Origin of the sequence: Streptococcus sp. 29892 (assembly GCF_032594935.1) — a bacterium.
GTDB classification, from domain to species: Bacteria; Bacillota; Bacilli; order Lactobacillales; family Streptococcaceae; genus Streptococcus; species Streptococcus hyiners.
On sequence record NZ_CP118734.1, the window covers coordinates 1,541,867 to 1,558,245 of the forward strand.

Consider the following 16,379-nt stretch of genomic DNA (forward strand, 5'->3'; position numbering starts at 1 on the left):
TGGATTGCTTATGCTTCAAAACCTTGAGCTACTGCTTCAGCAAAGTTTTCTTCTACTACGCTAGCACAGTGGTCACAGATTGTTGCACCATAGCTACGCTCAACAACGCTAGTATCAATGCGACGGCAACGGTCACACACCTCTCCGGCTGCACGTTCTACAGCAAAGGCAACTTCATCAACCACAAGCGCTGTTGAAGGGGCAGTTTCAGTTGTTACTGTCAAGTTTGAAACGATGAGTAACTGAGCCAGGTCTGCATTCAAGCTCTCCAAGAAGGACTTGGTTTCAACTGACACATAGGCAGTCAGATGCGCTTCTAGCGATTTACCAATCACTTTAGCATTACGGGCTTCTTCCAAAGCTTTTTGAGCTTTTGTACGGAAGACCATAAAGCTTTCCCAGTCAGCCAAAAGCTGCGCTTCATTAGCAAAGGTTTCCACCTCTGGCATTTCCGCCAATTGTACAAACTCTTCTGCTTCGTGTTCCAAGTAGGACCAGATCTCTTCTGCCGTGTGTGGCAAAATCGGAGTCAAGAGCTTGGTAATTTTCACCAAGATGTCATAGAATACTGTCTGCATCTGACGACGAGAAAGTGATTTAGCACCATCAATGTAGACGACATCTTTGGCAAAATCGAGGTAAAAGGCTGACAAATCAAGTGTTACAAAGTTCACCACAGACTTGTAAATAGCCATGAAATCATAGTTGTCGTAGGCTTCACGGATTTGAGCTACCAACTTGTTGAATTTCACCAAGAGATATTGGTCAACAGAACGGAGCTCGTCGTAGGCTACTGCATCACTTACAGGATTGAAATCAGAAGTGTTGGCAATCAAGAAACGAAGGGTATTACGGATTTTACGGTAGGTTTCAGAAACCTGTCCAAGGATATCCATAGACACACGGACATCGTTGGAAGTATCAACGGATGTCACCCACAGACGCAAGATTTCTGCACCAAATTGCTTCTCAACATCACTTGGAAGGATGGTATTCCCCAATGATTTAGACATCTTCATCCCCTTACCATCAAGGACAAACCCCTGTGACAAGATAGCTTTGTATGGTGCATGACCATTTACAGCAACAGAGGTGATCAAAGATGAGTTAAACCAGCCACGGTATTGGTCTGAACCTTCAAGGTAGAGATCTGCTGGATAGGCAAGGTTTTCACGGGCATTCATGACACCATTCCAAGATGAACCAGAGTCAAACCATACGTCCATGATGTCTGTTTCTTTGGTAAATTCGCCATTTGGTGAACCTGGATGAGTGAAACCAGCAGGCAAGAGGTCTTTTGCTTCTGATTTCCACCAGATAATAGAACCATGCTCTTCAAAAAGGGCAGCAACGTGGTCTGTTACTTCCTTGGTCATAATGGCTGTACCATCTTCTGCATAGAAGATTGGAAGCGGCACACCCCAAGCACGTTGACGAGAGATGACCCAGTCACCACGGTCACGGATCATGTTGTAAAGACGCGTTTTACCCCAAGATGGATTGAAAGTTGTTGCTTCGATTTGGTCCAAGATTTCCTGACGGAATTTAGAAACAGAGGCAAACCATTGCGGTACTGCACGCCAGATGATTGGCTTCTTGGTTCTCCAGTCAAATGGATAGGAGTGATTGATCACTTCGCTAGCAAGGAGCAAGTCACCCAATTTTTCCTTGACAGTTGGCACAACCTTGTCATAGAATTGACCTTCAAAATCAGGACCCGCAGCTTCATTCATCAAGCCACGTTCGTTGACAGTTACCGCAACTTCCAAGTCATATTTGACACCGACATTGTAGTCATCCTCACCAAAGCCTGGAGCCGTATGGACGATACCAGTACCCGAGTCCGTTGTAACGTGGTCACCCAAGATAACCAATTCATCCACTTCTGTATCCCATGGGTGTTCGGTCACAATGTATTCAAATTCAGCACCCTTGTGTTTTGAAATCACTTCAAAGGATTCCCAACCGAATTTGGCTGCCAAGCTGTCAACCAAGGCTTCTGCCAAGATGTACTTACGGTCTGAGCCAGCAGGTTGAACCAAGACATAGTCAATGTCTGCTCCCATGGTCAAACCACGAGAAGCGGTTACTGTAAATGGAGTGGTTGTCCAGACAACGATGTAGCTGTCTGTATCCAAAAGTCCCTTGCCATCTTTGACCTTGTTGGCATAGTAGAGAGAAGTAGAGTCAATGTCATGGTATTCGATTTCAGCTTCTGCAAGGGCTGATTCAGATGACCATGACCAATAAACTGGCTTAGCACCACGGTAGATATAGCCCTTGTCTGCCATAGCACCAAAGACACGAATTTGAGCAGCCTCGTAGTCTTTTGTCAAGGTGATGTATGGATTTTCCCAATCGGCAGAAACACCCAAGCGTTTGAAATCATCGCGTTGCTTGTCAACCTGGCTAAGAGCGTAATCACGACACATTTCAAGGTATTCTACCAAGTCCATTTCCTTGCGTTTGACACCTTGTTTTGCCAATACTTGCTCAATCGGAAGACCGTGCGTGTCCCAACCTGGTACAAAGGGTGCACGGAAACCTGACATGGACTTAGAACGAACGATGATGTCTTTTGAAATCTTGTTCAAAGCATGCCCAACGTGGATATTCCCATTTGCGTATGGAGGTCCATCGTGGAGGTGGAAGGCTGGCTTGCCTGCGTTGAGTTCTTGACGACGAGCATACAAGTTTGCTTCATCCCAAGCCTTTTGCCATTCTGGTTCACGAGTTGGCAAACCTGCACGCATTGGGAAGGCCGTTTGACCTAGATTAAGGGTTTCTTTTAATTTCATTTTATCTCCTTTTTAAAAAGTTAATTCCATTTTTATTTCTTGTCCAATCATACCAACTGATTGGAAGCCAAATTTTTCTAAGATGTACCGCATTTTATGATTGCCGATTACATAATTCATGGTAACTGTGTGGCAACTTGGATCTTCCTTAGCCAGACCAATCACTTGCCGGATGACTTCCTTACCATAGCCTCTATTTTGACAATGCCTGTCTATTAACAAACGCCACACATAGTAGCTCTTGTCTTCTTGTATAGACAACAATACAAAACCTACGATTTTCTCTCCTGATTTGACTGCATAAGGAAGGAGAGTTCCTTCATCCCGATAGAGCCAAGCCTGAGCCAGAGAATATTCAACCGTTGCAACTCGACGCTGGTCCTCTTCTAAGACCTGCACTTGCAAGACTTCTTCAAAATTATCCTTATTTACTAATTCTAATCCGATCATAACAAACAAAAAAACTCCCGCCAATAAGGACGAAAGTTCGTGGTACCACCTTAGTTTAGATAGGGTTTCCCCCATCCCTCTATGTTCGTAACGTGAACCGACGTCTTTCCCTACTTAACTGTTCAGGAAAAATCAGACAAAGGGATCTTTGACTAGAAAGGGATTGCAGGTCTTCCACCATCACCTACTCGCTGAATATATTTCTAGCAATACTGTCTTTGTATCTGAAAACTATTCTGTAATGGAAACTTCAATCGTTTCCCCTTTATCAAAAGCTTCTGCCTGACGAGTTAATTCTGCAATTTCCTCTGGACTTAGCTGACGGGTATAGTCTAAGCTATCCTCTTCAATGGATACTTCCTCATCTAAAGCCTTATGAAGGACATCGCGGAAAGCATCATCGCTAGTTTGAATATAGGTAGCTGTTGGACGGAGAATTTCTTCCCATTCTGGAGAATTTATCAAAGATAGCTGGCTTTCCACTGTTGATTTTAATCGTTGATGGAAAATACGCGTCTTATTCTTTAATTCCTCTGTTTCAATTACAACTTTCTTTGCATTATCTGTCGCATTACGGAGGATCTCATTTGCCTTATCCTTTGCTTCGTGCAATAAAGTAGCGGCATCATAATCTGCTTGTTTAATAATATTTGCTGCTTGATCTTCTGCAGCATGTTTTACTTTCTCAGCTGTATCTTGTGCTAAGAGAACAGACTGGCTCAAGGACTCCTTCATTTCATCAAAATATGCCAATCGTTCACGAAGCGTCTTTAATTCTGCCTCTTGTTCATGGTTTTTACGAGTTAAATCCTCATAATCACGAGTCACAATATCTAAAAAGTCATCCACTTCATCCGCATCGTAACCTCTAAATTTGGTTGCGAAGGTTTTATCTTTTAATTCTAATGCTGTAAGTGCCATTTTTCCTCCTATATGTTAATCATTTCTAACTTTAATTTTACTTTACCTTGCTTAGAAAAACCTAAAAATTCCTTCACAAGAACTCGTCCATGTTTTCTAAGACTTATCAACTGTCCTACTTCCACTTGCTTGCTTCCTTGCTCTACTTGAACGTAGTCTAATTTTACATGACCAGCTTCAATTAATCTATCAACAGTTGTTCGCGAAAGTCGAAAAGCGACTGCAACCAACTTATCCAATCTCAAACTGGATACCAACACTTCCTTCATGATAGATTCCTCTTTGGCTTTGATTGAAATAGACTTCCAATCTTGTTCAAGCATCTTAACAGGAACTCTAGCGATTTTAGAAATTGATTGAAGAGCTAATTCACCAAATTTTTTATCTATAAAAACAAGTAGTTGCTCATCGGTGACGGTAATATCACCTAGATATTCTCTTCGAATTCCTAATTGATGTAGGAATGTACCTAATACCTGCGAATGCGAAAGGCTATGAAATTTTCTAGAGTAGTCTATCTCTAAAGCCATCAAGTTAAAATCATTACTATCTAATAGATAATAACTAGGAGCCAAAATTAACCGTGAATATTCTGTTTGTACGTATTCTCGACTAGAGAATACTTCTAACTGATAATGATTTGCAATGATGTGAACAATCGCATCTTGCCTAGGATTTAGAAATGTGGTCAATCTCAATGAATAAGTATCCTCAACTTGCTGACACATATCCATCACCTTCTCGACAAATTCCCTCTCCTCTCGGGCAAAATGTTCCAAAATATGCTTTTCACTCTTCATGTTTATACCAGGCCAACTAAGAGTTGCACCAATAGGCGTGTTCCCATATTCAAGACTAGCATGGCCACCAGGACTGTCAAATCTAAGCCCATAAATTGTAAGTTCAAGCGCCGAAAGGGTTTCAAGAGCGGACTAACTAGACTTTCTAAGAAACGACCAAGGGGACTTGTGAATAGAGCAGGGAACCAACTCAATAAAGCGTAGGCAAATAAGAGATAGGAATAAATCTCTACAAATTTTAATAGGATTAAAATCAGAATTTGCATACGCTTATCGCTTCATATCAAAATCGAAAGTCGTATCTGCCCCTTGTCCATTATTGGCATTACGCAATTCTTCAATATGTACAGTAACATTTACAGGAGTCAATAGCCACATGGTATTAGATACCTTCTTCAAATTACCAGAAAGAACAGAGCGTGCGCCATCTAAATAATCCAAACAACGTCTAGCCTGTTGCTCTGACATATACTGAAAATCGATCAAAATACTTGCATTATCTAACAGCAAATTGACCATTTCTGGAGCATCCTCATAGCGTTTTGGAAACTTAATGTCAATGGTTGTCCTAGCCATATCACTAATAACTGTATTTTTTAAATCTTGTTGTTTTTCACTTGATCGCTGAACTTGATAGTCCGAACGTGTTTCTCTACGTGTTTCAGGCTTTTGCTGATGCTCACTAACAGTTTGTGTCGTATTAGCAACACGCATCTTAGGACGTTCATTTGGCATGGAATATGCTTCCTCTTGCTCAGCTACTTCATTTACATCGTCAACCTCAAAATAATTAAATAAATTTTTAAATGTATCTTTTAGTGCCACGGTTTTCTTCCTACCTCACCTATTCAAAAAACGCAGAGCCGATTCTCACATAGGTAGCCCCATGTTCAATGGCTATCTCAAAATCACCACTCATGCCCATACTTAATTCTGTAAAAGGCATTCCTGGTAACTGCCGATTTGACAATTCTTCTTGAACTTGCTTCATTTTAGAAAAAATGGAATGCAGTTCCAATTTATCTGCCTCAAAAGGAGCCATTGTCATCAAGCCCACCAACTCAAGGTTTTTAAATTGAGCTATTTCAGACAAGACCTCATCAATCTCTGATAGGTCAAATCCATGCTTACTTTCTTCACCAGATATATTCACTTGCAGAAAACACTTAATTCTTCTAGTAGCTCTTTTATCAATTTCTTTGGCTAACTTTACAGAATCCAAGGCATGAAAATAATCGACAAAATTGATGATATCCTTAACCTTGCGTCTTTGCAGTGTTCCAATTAAATGCCAGGTAAGATTTTGATCTGCCAAGGCATTATATTTATCTAAAAACAGGTCAACTCGGTTTTCACCGATGTGCCTTACCCCTGTTTTTACTAGCTTATTAGCAATAGAGCTGTCAACATACTTGGTGACAGCTATTACATTTACAGATTCAATTGGACGCCCTGCCTTTTCAGCTGCTTGAGCCACAGCTAAAAATACATCATCCTTGTTCTTTTGGAAATCCATCTTAACGGTTTCTGAAGAATGGTGGCGTATCCAACTCATCTTCATCATGCTCCATTGAAAACTTTTCAACAGCTACTGTTGAAGCTGGTTCTGTATCAGTAGGACGGATTAGATTTTCTCGACGTAAGTCCCATTCACCAAATGCTGAAGCTTTTGGTGTTTCTACCTGAGCTACTGCAGTGCGAACTGGAGCCGTTGCTGGAGCTACTGGATAATCAAAACGTTGTGTCTGACGTGGTGAAACAGTTTCTGTACGATGACGGACAGCTTTTTCAGCCGCATCCTGACGAACACCTGTCGCCACAACGGTTACGCGGATTTCATCCTTCATGGTTTCATCAATAGATGTTCCCAACCAGATATTCACTCCTTGACCAGCTGCTTGATGAACAATCTCAGATGCATCCTCTGCTTCTGTCAAGGTCATATCATAGCCACCTGTAACGTTGACAATAACATCTTCTGCACCATCGATAGTTGTTTCAAGAAGTGGTGAGTAAATCGCTTTACGAGCTGCTTCAATAACACGGTCTTCACCAGTACCGATACCAATCCCCATAAGAGCATTGCCTTTGTTTTCCATAACAGTCTTCACATCCGCAAAGTCCAAGTTAATCAAACCAGGATTGGTAATCAAGTCTGTAATACCTTGAACACCCTGACGAAGAACATTATCAGCTTCACTCAAAGCTTCCAAAAGAGGTGTCTTCTTGTCAACAATTTCAAGAAGATTATTATTTGAAATAATCAAAAGTGTGTCGACTTGTTCGCGAAGGCCTTCGATACCTTCGATAGCAAAGTTGCCACGTTTGTTTCCTTCAAAACCAAATGGACGTGTTACAACGGCTACAGTCAAGGCACCCAAATTTTTAGCAATACGTGCAATAACTGGTGCCGCACCTGTACCTGAGCCACCGCCCATACCAGCAGTGATGAAGACCATGTCTGCTCCAGAAAGAACATTTGTCAACACTTCTTCACTTTCCTCAGCCGCCTTACGACCAACTTCAGGTTGTCCTCCAGCACCTAGACCGCGAGTCAACTTAGGACCTAACTGAATAACCGTTTCTGCTTTTGAACTACTTAGCGCTTGTACATCTGTGTTAGCTGCAATAAATTCAACACCAGCTACACCTTCTTCAATCATACGGTTGATGGCATTACCACCACCGCCGCCGACACCAATAACTTTAATGACAGCACCATGACTTGCTGCTGCTTCAAATGAAAATGCCATAGTTTATATCACCTTTTCTATTCTCTTATTCAAACATACTGCCAAACAAACCACGGATACGATCTGTTAGGTTTCCTTTGGTCGCTGGACGACTCTCTTCTACCTCATTACTGTAGGCAGGAATTACTGGTTCTTCATGTTCTACCACATTCAGCTCATTCACAATCTCCTTCTGAATGGGTTGACTAATACGTGGACGTGCTATAGGAATATCTACAGGCTTATGTCTTAATATTGTCTCACCATTTACAGCACGTTGAGCGATGTCTGCAACCTCTTCAAGTTCTCCCACATACTCTACAAAACTGATAACACTAGCAAACGAAGGATTACGTATGCCAATCTGATTTGGAACAAAGAGTTTTGTATTTACTCCAAATACTTCTTGTGCCAACTCGGTAATACCTGGTAGAATAGCACCGCCACCTACAAGAACAATACCTCCTGGTAAGTCTAAGGCGCGAGTTCGTTCTAAATCTTGTTTTACACGTTCAAAAATCTGACGAAGTCGAGCTGCAATCACTTCTGATAGGTAGCGTTCTGTTACTTCTACAGGTGCACTCTCACCAATGACCTCAACAGTGAATTTTTCCTTATCACTTGCTTCTTGTGGGAAGGCAATGCCATAATTATATTTCAAATTCTCAGCAATGCTCTTTGAAGTTGTCAAGACTTTAGAAATGTCATTGGTGATGTAATCTCCACCTTCTTGGTAGATATTGGTATATTGCAATTCCTGACCACGCATGACTGCTACGGTTGTTTGACCACCACCGAGATCAATAACAGTGGCACCGAATTCACGTTCTCCTTCATTTAACACTGAACGTGTCAAAGCTAATGGAGAAATAACAATGTTTTCTACCTGCACACCCGCACGTTCAACTGTTTTTCGTAGATTGTGAAGAATAGTACGAGGTCCAGTATAGAGCATCCCGCGCATTTCCAAGCGAATACCCATCATACCACGAGGATCCTTGATCCCTTGGAAACCATCGACTATGAATTCTTCTGGAATAAACGAAATCACTTCACGTTCTGGTGTCATGCTCTTTGTCAATGCCGACTTCACAACATTCTCTACATCCACATCTGTAATTTCTTGTGAATCTGTTGTTACAGGAATCATGCCTTGAGTCGGTTCAATTTGTAGAAGATTTGCTGGCAAACCAACATTTACTCTGTCGATTCGGACTCCCGCCTTCTCTTCGGCTTGTTCGATAGCCTTCTTTATTGCACCTGCAGCAACCTCAATATTGACAATAATCCCATCCTTGACACCAGCACTTTTCACATTGCTGACACCAATTACGTTCATTTCATTTTCATTATATTCTGCAACCAAGACTTTAACGGAGCTTGTTCCAATATCTAATCCCGTAAAAAAGCCGTTTCTAGCCATTCTATCAGTCCTCTCTTACTTCCACTTTAACAAATCATCTTCCATTTTGAAAAATAGTATAATTAGTCATCTTTCATTATACCATATTATCAAGAAATATGATGAAATTATTGACTTTTTTTCTTACTTTTTCTTTAAAAAGTCACCGTTTCTAACTAGCGTAACTATAAATACCCACTTCCATGTCTATTGTAGTAGGAATAGTTGCCACTGCTGCTATTTTTTCATAATATGGGAATTTTTCGCTCATCTCACTTAACGGTACCAAAACAGTGTTGCCATCTGTCATATTCAATGTTAATAAATCCGCTGTTACTTGACTGGGTGTTAAGTTTATAGTCTTTATTTTCTCTCTCACAGCAACGTCTATACTACCTAAAGCAATGGCTAATTTTTTCACCTGCTCTCTATCAGACAAGTGGATAGTAGTATGGTTTTCTGGCAGACTAGCCGTCTCGACTGCCTCTCTTCCAATTTCCCCACTAGACAAAACCGGATATACCTGATTATTTTGCTGAATATAACCAATAATGTCATATTCTTTAATGCGAATGGTAAATTTATTTGGAAATTGATAACTCATCTCTGAGCTCTCCACGGAGGGGTTATTTTTCCTCACATTTTTAGCATAAGCTGATGCATTTAGCAAGGTAGTGAGGACGTAATCCTTCTCAGAAATCAAACTATCCTTGATTACCTGTTCTGATGTTAACTGGTTATTCCCCTCTACAACAAGAACTTTCGCCTTACTTGTTGGGGAGATAAAGTACAGGGACAGGGCGGCTAGCAAAATACTTGTCAGTAAGATAGGTACAGTCTTCCATAAAACCGATCTAGGGATTGTCAATTCGACTGTAAATTTCTTTTCTGACACACTATCCGGAACAGTAGCTAGATTACGAGTTTTTTTTATTCCCTGGAATAATTTCTTTTTTTCTTGTGTTTCGGAAACAACTTCACTATTACTAATCTCTTGTTCCTGGCTTGCTAAGTAGGCTTGATGCTTGGCTTTCCACTGTTCAAAAAAGGCACTTTTTTCTTCCTTTGAAGCGACCTTAGATGGCACTTTTATGTCTGTCTGGTCATGGACAGTAGGTTCTTTATCATTTTTTTCGGTCATTGCACCTACCTCCCCATATCATCCCGCAATAAATTGTAAAAACTATCTACAGATTGGATTTCCTTGGAATTAGCCATGTTATTTTTGTAAAATTCCTTGTTTTCCAACAAATTTTCAACTTCGGCTAGTAGATTTTCCAAGGTCAATTGACTTTCATCAATTTGTTTGGAATACCCTTTTTTCTCCGCATAGAGAGCGTTTTCTATCTGATCCCCTCGACTAGCTTGACGTCCCAGGGGCACAATCAAGTGAAGTTGTTGCATGGCAATCAACTCAAACAAGGTATTGGAACCACCACGGGTAATAACGACATCCGCCAAATCCATCAAGGGCTGGTATAGTTCTGTTACATAGTCAACTCTATATAAGTTTCTATCTAATCGGTTAAGGCTACTATCCCCTGTCAAGTTGATAATATTGAACCGTTCTGTTAGAGCTAGGCTATTCTGACTAATCAAATCATTAAATACCTTAGCTCCTCCTGAACCACCTACAAATAAGAGAGTAGGTAAGGACTTGTCAAAATGACTAAGGATTTCTGGCAACTGAATAGGAGTTACCTTATCATTGCTTTGACCCACTTTTGTAACCGCGCCAACATGTTTTACCTTAGTCAAACTTGCAGGTTGTTCAAAAGTACTATACATGGTTGTTGCAAATTTATAGGCAATCTTATTAGCCAGACCCATGGACAAATCAGACTCATGGATAAAAACAGGTACCCCTAGAAGTTTAGAAGCAATGACCGGCGGAACTGATACAAAACCACCTTTTGAGAACAGGGCCTGGGGTCTAATTTTTGCAATAATAGCAAGCGATTGTAGGACCCCAAAACCAACCTTAAATACATCCAGCATATTCTGGAAAGAAAAATAGCGGCGTAATTTTCCTGTAGCAATCGAATGAAAGCGTACATCTAAGCCTGATTTTACAATCTGCTCATGCTCAATTCCATTTCCATCACCTATATAGTGAACTTCCCAGCCATCTTCAATAAAACGTGGAATCAAGAGAAGGTTGAGGGTCACGTGACCCACAGTACCTCCACCTGTAAAAACAATTTTTTTCATTAGTTACATAACTCCTCGTAGGTCTGCAAGAAAACATCTCCACGCACTTCAAAGTTTGGATACATATCCCAACTTGCATTGGCAGGACTTAAGAGCACAACATCCCCTTCTTCTGCTGCTTCGAAGGCCTTCCGAGTTGCGTCCGCAATATCCTTTGCAGCAAGAGTTGGTACTCCAGCCTTGTCTGCTGCTCGCTGAACCCGCGGAGCTGATTGACCCAGAATAACCATTTTCTTCAAACCAAGCAAATCTGGAACCAAGTCATCAAATTCATTGCCTCTATCCAAACCACCAGCAATCAAGATTACCTTGCTATTATCAAAACCTGACAAGGCTTTTTGAGTTGCTAGGATATTGGTCGATTTACTATCGTTATAGAAGGTCACTCCCTTGATTTTACCAACCAACTGCAAGCGGTGTTTCACTCCACCAAAGGCAGACAAGCTTTCTTGAATAGATTGGTTATCAACTCCCCACAACTTAGCAACAGCAATCGTTGCCAAGGCATTCTCAATATTATGAGTTCCTGGAACACCAATTTGGTCTGCATCCATGATGAACTCACCCTTGAAATAGAGTTTGCCATCTTGTAAATAGGCACCATCCACCACTTCTTTGGTTGAAAACGGAAGAACTTTAGCCTTGGTTTTTTGAGCCAAATCCTTGGCTTCTTCTTGATTGAAGTTCAGAACAATCGTATCTTCTTCAGTCATCTGGCGTTGAAGCATCCATTTGGCTGCTACATACTCTTCATAGGTTCCATGATAGTCAATATGGTTGGCACTCAAATTAGTAATAACTGCCACATTTGGACGAAAAACCTCCGTTCCCATCAATTGGAAAGAGGACAACTCCATTACTAGAGTATCATCATTGGCCGCTGTTTGCGCGACAGAAGAGGCTGGATAGCCAATATTCCCACATAATTTTGCAGACTTATTTCCTGCATTTAGAGCTTCCGCAATCATGGTTGTGGTTGTTGTCTTACCATTTGACCCTGTAATTCCGATAATCGGAGCATCTGAAATCAGGTAGGCCAATTCAACTTCCGTCCAGACCGGTATACCTTTTTCAAGGGCTTTTTCAACCATCGGATTATCATAGCGGATACCTGGGTTCTTAACCATAAGAGCAAAATCCTCATCCAACAACTCCAGCGGATGGCTACCACAAACCACACGAATTCCTTCCTCAAGAAGTCCTTGAGCTGTCGGATTTTCTTCAAATGGCTTACCGTCATTTACTGTTACAATAGCCCCTAAGGTATCCAATAGGCGAGCTGCCGATTCGCCCGACTTAGCCAAACCGAGCACCAAAACTTTTTTATTTTTTACAATTTCAGTCACTTTCATATTCTAGTTACCTTCATTTTCTATCATAGTCAATCAACTCTTGTCAAATGACCGATTATCCTTTTCAAGAATAAGTATTTTCTAACACTTTATTTTACCCTTTACAAGAAGCTTTTTCAAGCCAAAGGGAGTGAATAGCATGCAGAACAGAAAAAAACCAACTTATTTGTCAATTGTATGTAAACATGGTAGACTAATAGCGAAAAATATTATATTTAAGGAGTATTATATGACAAATATAATCGATAGTTTATTCTATCCTTTGCTTTCTGCTTTACCAGGCGTCATCCGTATGCTTGTCCTGGTTATCATTGCCTTTGTGTTGGCTGGCTTATTACGCAAGCTAACTCTAGCTGGTTTGAACAAAATCCAGTTCTCACAAAAATTACAAGAATGGGGTGTTATCAAGCCTGAAGATAACGGCCAAGCCCTTATCAAAACACTTGGTCAACTTGTTTACTTCCTTGTGATTCTCTTCTTCCTTCCATCTATCTTGTCTGGTTTGAATATCAGCAGCACGGTAGATCCAATCTCTAGCATGTTTGAGAAATTCTTTGCCTTTATTCCAAACATGATTGCAGCTGGTTTGATTATCTTTGTTGGAACTTTCTTCTGCAAATTTATCAAAGGTCTGTTGACTGGTGTCCTAGAACGTTTAGACATTGATGCATGGTACACTAAAGTTACTGGTCAGGAAAAATTACCATTTGACAGCAAACAAATCATTTCTGTCCTATCAACTGTTGTCTATGTATTGATCTTCATTCCGATCTTAACCTTGGCTTTGGAAACACTTGGTATCACAAGTATTTCTCAACCAATCGTTACCATTCTTAATCAAGTAATCGGTATCTTACCAAATGTTTTGGTTGCCCTTATCTTGATTGCAGTTGGTAGCTTTGTAGCTAAATTGATTGGCAACCTTCTTGAAAATCTTCTGGAAACTGCCGGTATCAACAACTACTCTAAATACCTATTCGCTAAAGAAGAAGCTAACTTTGAATTGTCAGCTATCATTACTCAAGTCGTTCGTGCTATCATCATCGTTTTCTTCTTTATCCAAGCTATCCAAGTATTGAACCTTGAAGTATTTAATTCTGTTGGTTCTGCCCTACTTGCTTACCTGCCATCACTTATCAGCGCTGTTGCTATTGTTATCTTGGCAATCATCGCAAGCAATCTAGTAGCTAACTTCCTACAAAAAGTTACGGATAGTCCTCTTGTTATCACAATTGTACGCTACTTGATTATCGTATTTGCAGTCTTCATGGCCCTCGATCAATTGAAGTTTGCACAACATATCGTTCAATCAACCTTCACAATTATTCTTGGTGCACTAGCAGTAGCCTTCGCCCTTGCCTTCGGTTTAGGTGGTCGTGACTTTGCTGCAAGACAACTTGAAAAATTAGAAAAGAAAATTGACAAAGAATAACCATTACAAGTAGCCTGAACACTCGTTTGGGCTATTTTTATACCCTAAAATCCTGAGAAAAAAGGCCGGACCAACTGTCCAGCCTTTTATTCTATTATTAACTTATTTTCCTTTAGGAGAACTATCTAGATAGTGAATATCCCTCATAGCCCAGCCCCCAATGAAAATCATGATCAAACCAAGCCAGAAATTTGTAGAAAACTGCATGATTTTTAGAAATCCAAGAATGAGCGCGATAACCAGTACGACTAGCAAAAACACTGCTAAAATCAAATTGATAGTCCCCTTGACATTTTTAGGGGCTACAAAAATATAAAAGAGTACCAATAAAATCGCTAGGATGAGGTAAAACATAGCTCTTCTCCTCGGAATTATTCTTCAGTTGCTAATTTTTTCTTTTTAGCGGCCTTATCACGCTCTGCCTTATTCAAGATTTGCTTACGAAGGCGGATTGACTCAGGCGTTACTTCCATGTATTCATCATCGTTTAAGAATTCAAGTGATTCTTCAAGAGTCAAGATACGCGGTGTCTTGATAACTGACGTTTGATCTTTGGTTGCTGAACGAACGTTAGTCATTTGTTTAGCAGTTGTGATGTTAACGGTCAAGTCATTTTCACGTGAGTTTTCACCGATAATCATTCCTTCGTAAACCTCAGTACCTGGGTTGACAAAGATTGTACCACGCTCTTCGATACGCATGATTGAGTAAGTAGTTGCCTTACCTTGATCGATAGAAACAAGGGCACCACGGTGACGACCACCGATCTCACCTTGAACAACTGGTAAATACTGGTCGAAGGTATGGTTCATGATACCATAACCACGAGTCATTGAAAGGAACTCTGTTGAGTAACCAATCAAACCACGCGCAGGAACAAGGAAGACAAGACGAGTTTGGCCATTACCAGTTGAAATCATGTCCAACATGTCACCCTTACGCTCAGAAAGGGATTGGATAACAGAACCTTGGTATTCTTCTGGTGTGTCGATTTGCACGCGCTCAAATGGCTCCATCTTCACTCCATCGATTTCCTTGATGATAACTTCTGGACGTGATACTTGAAGCTCATAGCCTTCACGACGCATGGTTTCAATCAAGATAGACAAGTGCAATTCACCACGACCTGAAACAGTCCATTTGTCCGGAGAATCAGTCGCTTCTACACGGAGAGAAACGTCTGTCTGCAATTCTGCCAAAAGACGCTCTTCGATTTTACGTGATGTCACCCATTTCCCTTCACGACCTGCAAATGGTGAGTTGTTGACCAAGAAAGTCATTTGAAGAGTTGGCTCATCAATACGAAGAACTGGAAGTGGCTCAACTGCATCAGTTGGTGTTACAGTTTCACCAACGAAGATGTCTTCCATACCTGAAACGGCAATCAAGTCACCTGCTTTTGCTTCTTGGATTTCCTTACGCTCAAGACCGAAGAAACCAAAGAGTTTTGTAACGCGGAAGTTTTTCGTTGTACCGTCTAGTTTAGAAAGGGTAACCTGGTCGCCAACTTTAACAGTACCACGGAAGACACGACCGATACCGATACGACCTACGAAGTCGTTGTAGTCCAAAAGCGATACTTGGAACTGCAAAGGCTCATCTGAGTTATCGACTGGCGCTGGAATATGCTCGATAATGGTATCAAAAATTGGTGCCATTGTTTCTTCTTGGTCCGCTGGATTGTCAGACAAGGAAGAAGTTCCGTTGATAGCTGATGCATAAACTACTGGGAATTCCAACTGGTCATCATCTGCACCGAGTTCGATGAAGAGTTCAAGGACTTCATCCACAACTTCTTCTGGACGAGCAGATGGCTTGTCAATCTTGTTAACAACGACGATTGGCGTCAAGTTTTGTTCAAGGGCTTTTTTCAATACAAAACGAGTCTGCGGCATAGTTCCTTCGTAAGCATCTACGACAAGGACAACACCGTCAACCATTTTCATGATACGCTCAACCTCACCACCGAAGTCCGCGTGCCCTGGTGTGTCCATGATGTTGATACGAGTACCGTTATAAGCAACAGCAGTGTTTTTAGCTAGGATAGTGATACCACGCTCTTTTTCGATATCGTTTGAGTCCATGGCACGCTCATCCAACTGCGTACGTTCATCAAGGGTTTGGGATTGTTTCAATAATTCATCAACGAGGGTTGTTTTTCCGTGGTCAACGTGGGCAATAATGGCTACGTTACGGATGTCTTCTCTAAGTTTTGTCATAATATCCTCTGTATCTTTTAATTTAACTAAAAAAGTATATCATAGATTGGCGAAAAAATCAC

Annotated in this window: 14 protein-coding genes and 2 pseudogenes; 1 reads left to right on the plus strand and 15 read right to left on the minus strand. The window is 41.0% G+C overall.

Annotated elements, in window-relative coordinates:
- Nucleotides 1-8: 8 nt before the first annotated feature.
- From ileS to murD, 13 genes and pseudogenes are all read right to left on the minus strand, one after another.
- Nucleotides 9-2,798, minus strand: a complete 2,790-nt coding sequence (gene ileS, locus PW220_RS07720; RefSeq protein WP_248054049.1) for an isoleucine--tRNA ligase — start codon at nt 2,796-2,798, stop codon at nt 9-11.
- Between the two features lie 12 nt (nt 2,799-2,810).
- A complete protein-coding gene (locus tag PW220_RS07725) occupies nt 2,811-3,248 on the minus strand; it encodes a GNAT family N-acetyltransferase (protein ID WP_044692224.1) in 438 nt (145 codons plus the stop codon).
- Nucleotides 3,249-3,479: 231 nt separating this feature from the next.
- Nucleotides 3,480-4,169, minus strand: coding sequence for a DivIVA domain-containing protein (locus tag PW220_RS07730; RefSeq protein ID WP_248054048.1), 690 nt, complete (start codon nt 4,167-4,169; stop codon nt 3,480-3,482).
- An 8-nt stretch (nt 4,170-4,177) separates the two neighbouring features.
- Nucleotides 4,178-4,969 (minus strand): YlmH family RNA-binding protein, encoded by a 792-nt coding sequence (locus PW220_RS07735; protein ID WP_248054047.1) that lies wholly within the window; start codon nt 4,967-4,969, stop codon nt 4,178-4,180.
- Nucleotides 4,970-4,971: 2 nt separating this feature from the next.
- Nucleotides 4,972-5,235 (minus strand): YggT family protein, encoded by a 264-nt coding sequence (locus PW220_RS07740; RefSeq protein ID WP_105124757.1) that lies wholly within the window; start codon nt 5,233-5,235, stop codon nt 4,972-4,974.
- Nucleotides 5,236-5,239: 4 nt separating this feature from the next.
- On the minus strand, nt 5,240-5,794 hold the full coding sequence (locus tag PW220_RS07745) for a cell division protein SepF (RefSeq protein WP_248054046.1): 555 nt from the start codon (nt 5,792-5,794) through the stop codon (nt 5,240-5,242).
- A 19-nt stretch (nt 5,795-5,813) separates the two neighbouring features.
- On the minus strand, nt 5,814-6,485 hold the full coding sequence (locus PW220_RS07750; protein ID WP_248054075.1) for a YggS family pyridoxal phosphate-dependent enzyme: 672 nt from the start codon (nt 6,483-6,485) through the stop codon (nt 5,814-5,816).
- Nucleotide 6,486: 1 nt separating this feature from the next.
- A pseudogene (locus PW220_RS10375) lies at nt 6,487-6,639 on the minus strand (cell division protein FtsZ); the annotation flags it as partial.
- Nucleotides 6,640-6,746: 107 nt separating this feature from the next.
- Nucleotides 6,747-7,722, minus strand: a pseudogene (ftsZ, locus tag PW220_RS07755) (cell division protein FtsZ); the annotation flags it as partial.
- A gap of 25 nt (nt 7,723-7,747) precedes the next feature.
- A complete protein-coding gene (gene ftsA / locus PW220_RS07760; RefSeq protein WP_248054044.1) occupies nt 7,748-9,124 on the minus strand; it encodes a cell division protein FtsA in 1,377 nt (458 codons plus the stop codon).
- 151 nt (nt 9,125-9,275) lie between these two features.
- Nucleotides 9,276-10,244 carry a cell division protein FtsQ/DivIB gene (locus tag PW220_RS07765; protein ID WP_248054043.1) on the minus strand — a complete coding sequence of 323 codons (969 nt, stop codon included), beginning with the start codon at nt 10,242-10,244 and terminating at the stop codon, nt 9,276-9,278.
- 5 nt (nt 10,245-10,249) lie between these two features.
- Entirely contained in the window at nt 10,250-11,314 is a 1,065-nt protein-coding gene (locus tag PW220_RS07770) for a UDP-N-acetylglucosamine--N-acetylmuramyl-(pentapeptide) pyrophosphoryl-undecaprenol N-acetylglucosamine transferase (RefSeq protein ID WP_248054042.1), read from the minus strand.
- Nucleotides 11,314-12,666 carry a UDP-N-acetylmuramoyl-L-alanine--D-glutamate ligase gene (murD, locus tag PW220_RS07775; RefSeq protein WP_248054041.1) on the minus strand — a complete coding sequence of 451 codons (1,353 nt, stop codon included), beginning with the start codon at nt 12,664-12,666 and terminating at the stop codon, nt 11,314-11,316. The genes PW220_RS07770 and murD overlap by 1 nt, the downstream gene beginning before the upstream one ends.
- A gap of 229 nt (nt 12,667-12,895) precedes the next feature.
- Here murD and PW220_RS07780 point away from each other — a divergent pair, with 229 nt between their 5' ends.
- A complete protein-coding gene (locus tag PW220_RS07780; RefSeq protein ID WP_105124371.1) occupies nt 12,896-14,098 on the plus strand; it encodes a mechanosensitive ion channel in 1,203 nt (400 codons plus the stop codon).
- Nucleotides 14,099-14,200: 102 nt separating this feature from the next.
- Here the strand turns inward: PW220_RS07780 and PW220_RS07785 are convergent, their stop codons facing one another.
- Together PW220_RS07785 and typA are read right to left on the minus strand one after the other, a co-directional pair.
- Nucleotides 14,201-14,452: a DUF3165 family protein gene (locus tag PW220_RS07785; protein ID WP_248050441.1), complete on the minus strand. Its 252-nt coding sequence runs from the start codon at nt 14,450-14,452 to the stop codon at nt 14,201-14,203.
- 17 nt (nt 14,453-14,469) lie between these two features.
- On the minus strand, nt 14,470-16,317 hold the full coding sequence (gene typA / locus PW220_RS07790; protein WP_105117491.1) for a translational GTPase TypA: 1,848 nt from the start codon (nt 16,315-16,317) through the stop codon (nt 14,470-14,472).
- Nucleotides 16,318-16,379: the final 62 nt, after the last annotated feature.

Excerpts from the sequence above, each read along its gene's own strand:
- PW220_RS07725 (WP_044692224.1), bottom strand. The coding sequence starts at position 3,248 with ATGATCGGATTAGAATTAGTAAATAAGGATAATTTTGAAGAAGTCTTG.
- PW220_RS07730 (WP_248054048.1), bottom strand. The coding sequence starts at position 4,169 with ATGGCACTTACAGCATTAGAATTAAAAGATAAAACCTTCGCAACCAAA.
- murD (WP_248054041.1), bottom strand. The coding sequence starts at position 12,666 with ATGAAAGTGACTGAAATTGTAAAAAATAAAAAAGTTTTGGTGCTCGGT.
- typA (WP_105117491.1), bottom strand. The coding sequence starts at position 16,317 with ATGACAAAACTTAGAGAAGACATCCGTAACGTAGCCATTATTGCCCAC.
- PW220_RS07770 (WP_248054042.1), bottom strand. The coding sequence starts at position 11,314 with ATGAAAAAAATTGTTTTTACAGGTGGAGGTACTGTGGGTCACGTGACC.
- PW220_RS07740 (WP_105124757.1), bottom strand. The coding sequence starts at position 5,235 with ATGCAAATTCTGATTTTAATCCTATTAAAATTTGTAGAGATTTATTCC.
- ileS (WP_248054049.1), bottom strand. The coding sequence starts at position 2,798 with ATGAAATTAAAAGAAACCCTTAATCTAGGTCAAACGGCCTTCCCAATG.
- ftsA (WP_248054044.1), bottom strand. The coding sequence starts at position 9,124 with ATGGCTAGAAACGGCTTTTTTACGGGATTAGATATTGGAACAAGCTCC.
- PW220_RS07765 (WP_248054043.1), bottom strand. The coding sequence starts at position 10,244 with ATGACCGAAAAAAATGATAAAGAACCTACTGTCCATGACCAGACAGAC.
- PW220_RS07750 (WP_248054075.1), bottom strand. The coding sequence starts at position 6,485 with ATGGATTTCCAAAAGAACAAGGATGATGTATTTTTAGCTGTGGCTCAA.
- PW220_RS07780 (WP_105124371.1), top strand. The coding sequence starts at position 12,896 with ATGACAAATATAATCGATAGTTTATTCTATCCTTTGCTTTCTGCTTTA.
- PW220_RS07735 (WP_248054047.1), bottom strand. The coding sequence starts at position 4,969 with ATGAAGAGTGAAAAGCATATTTTGGAACATTTTGCCCGAGAGGAGAGG.
- PW220_RS07785 (WP_248050441.1), bottom strand. The coding sequence starts at position 14,452 with ATGTTTTACCTCATCCTAGCGATTTTATTGGTACTCTTTTATATTTTT.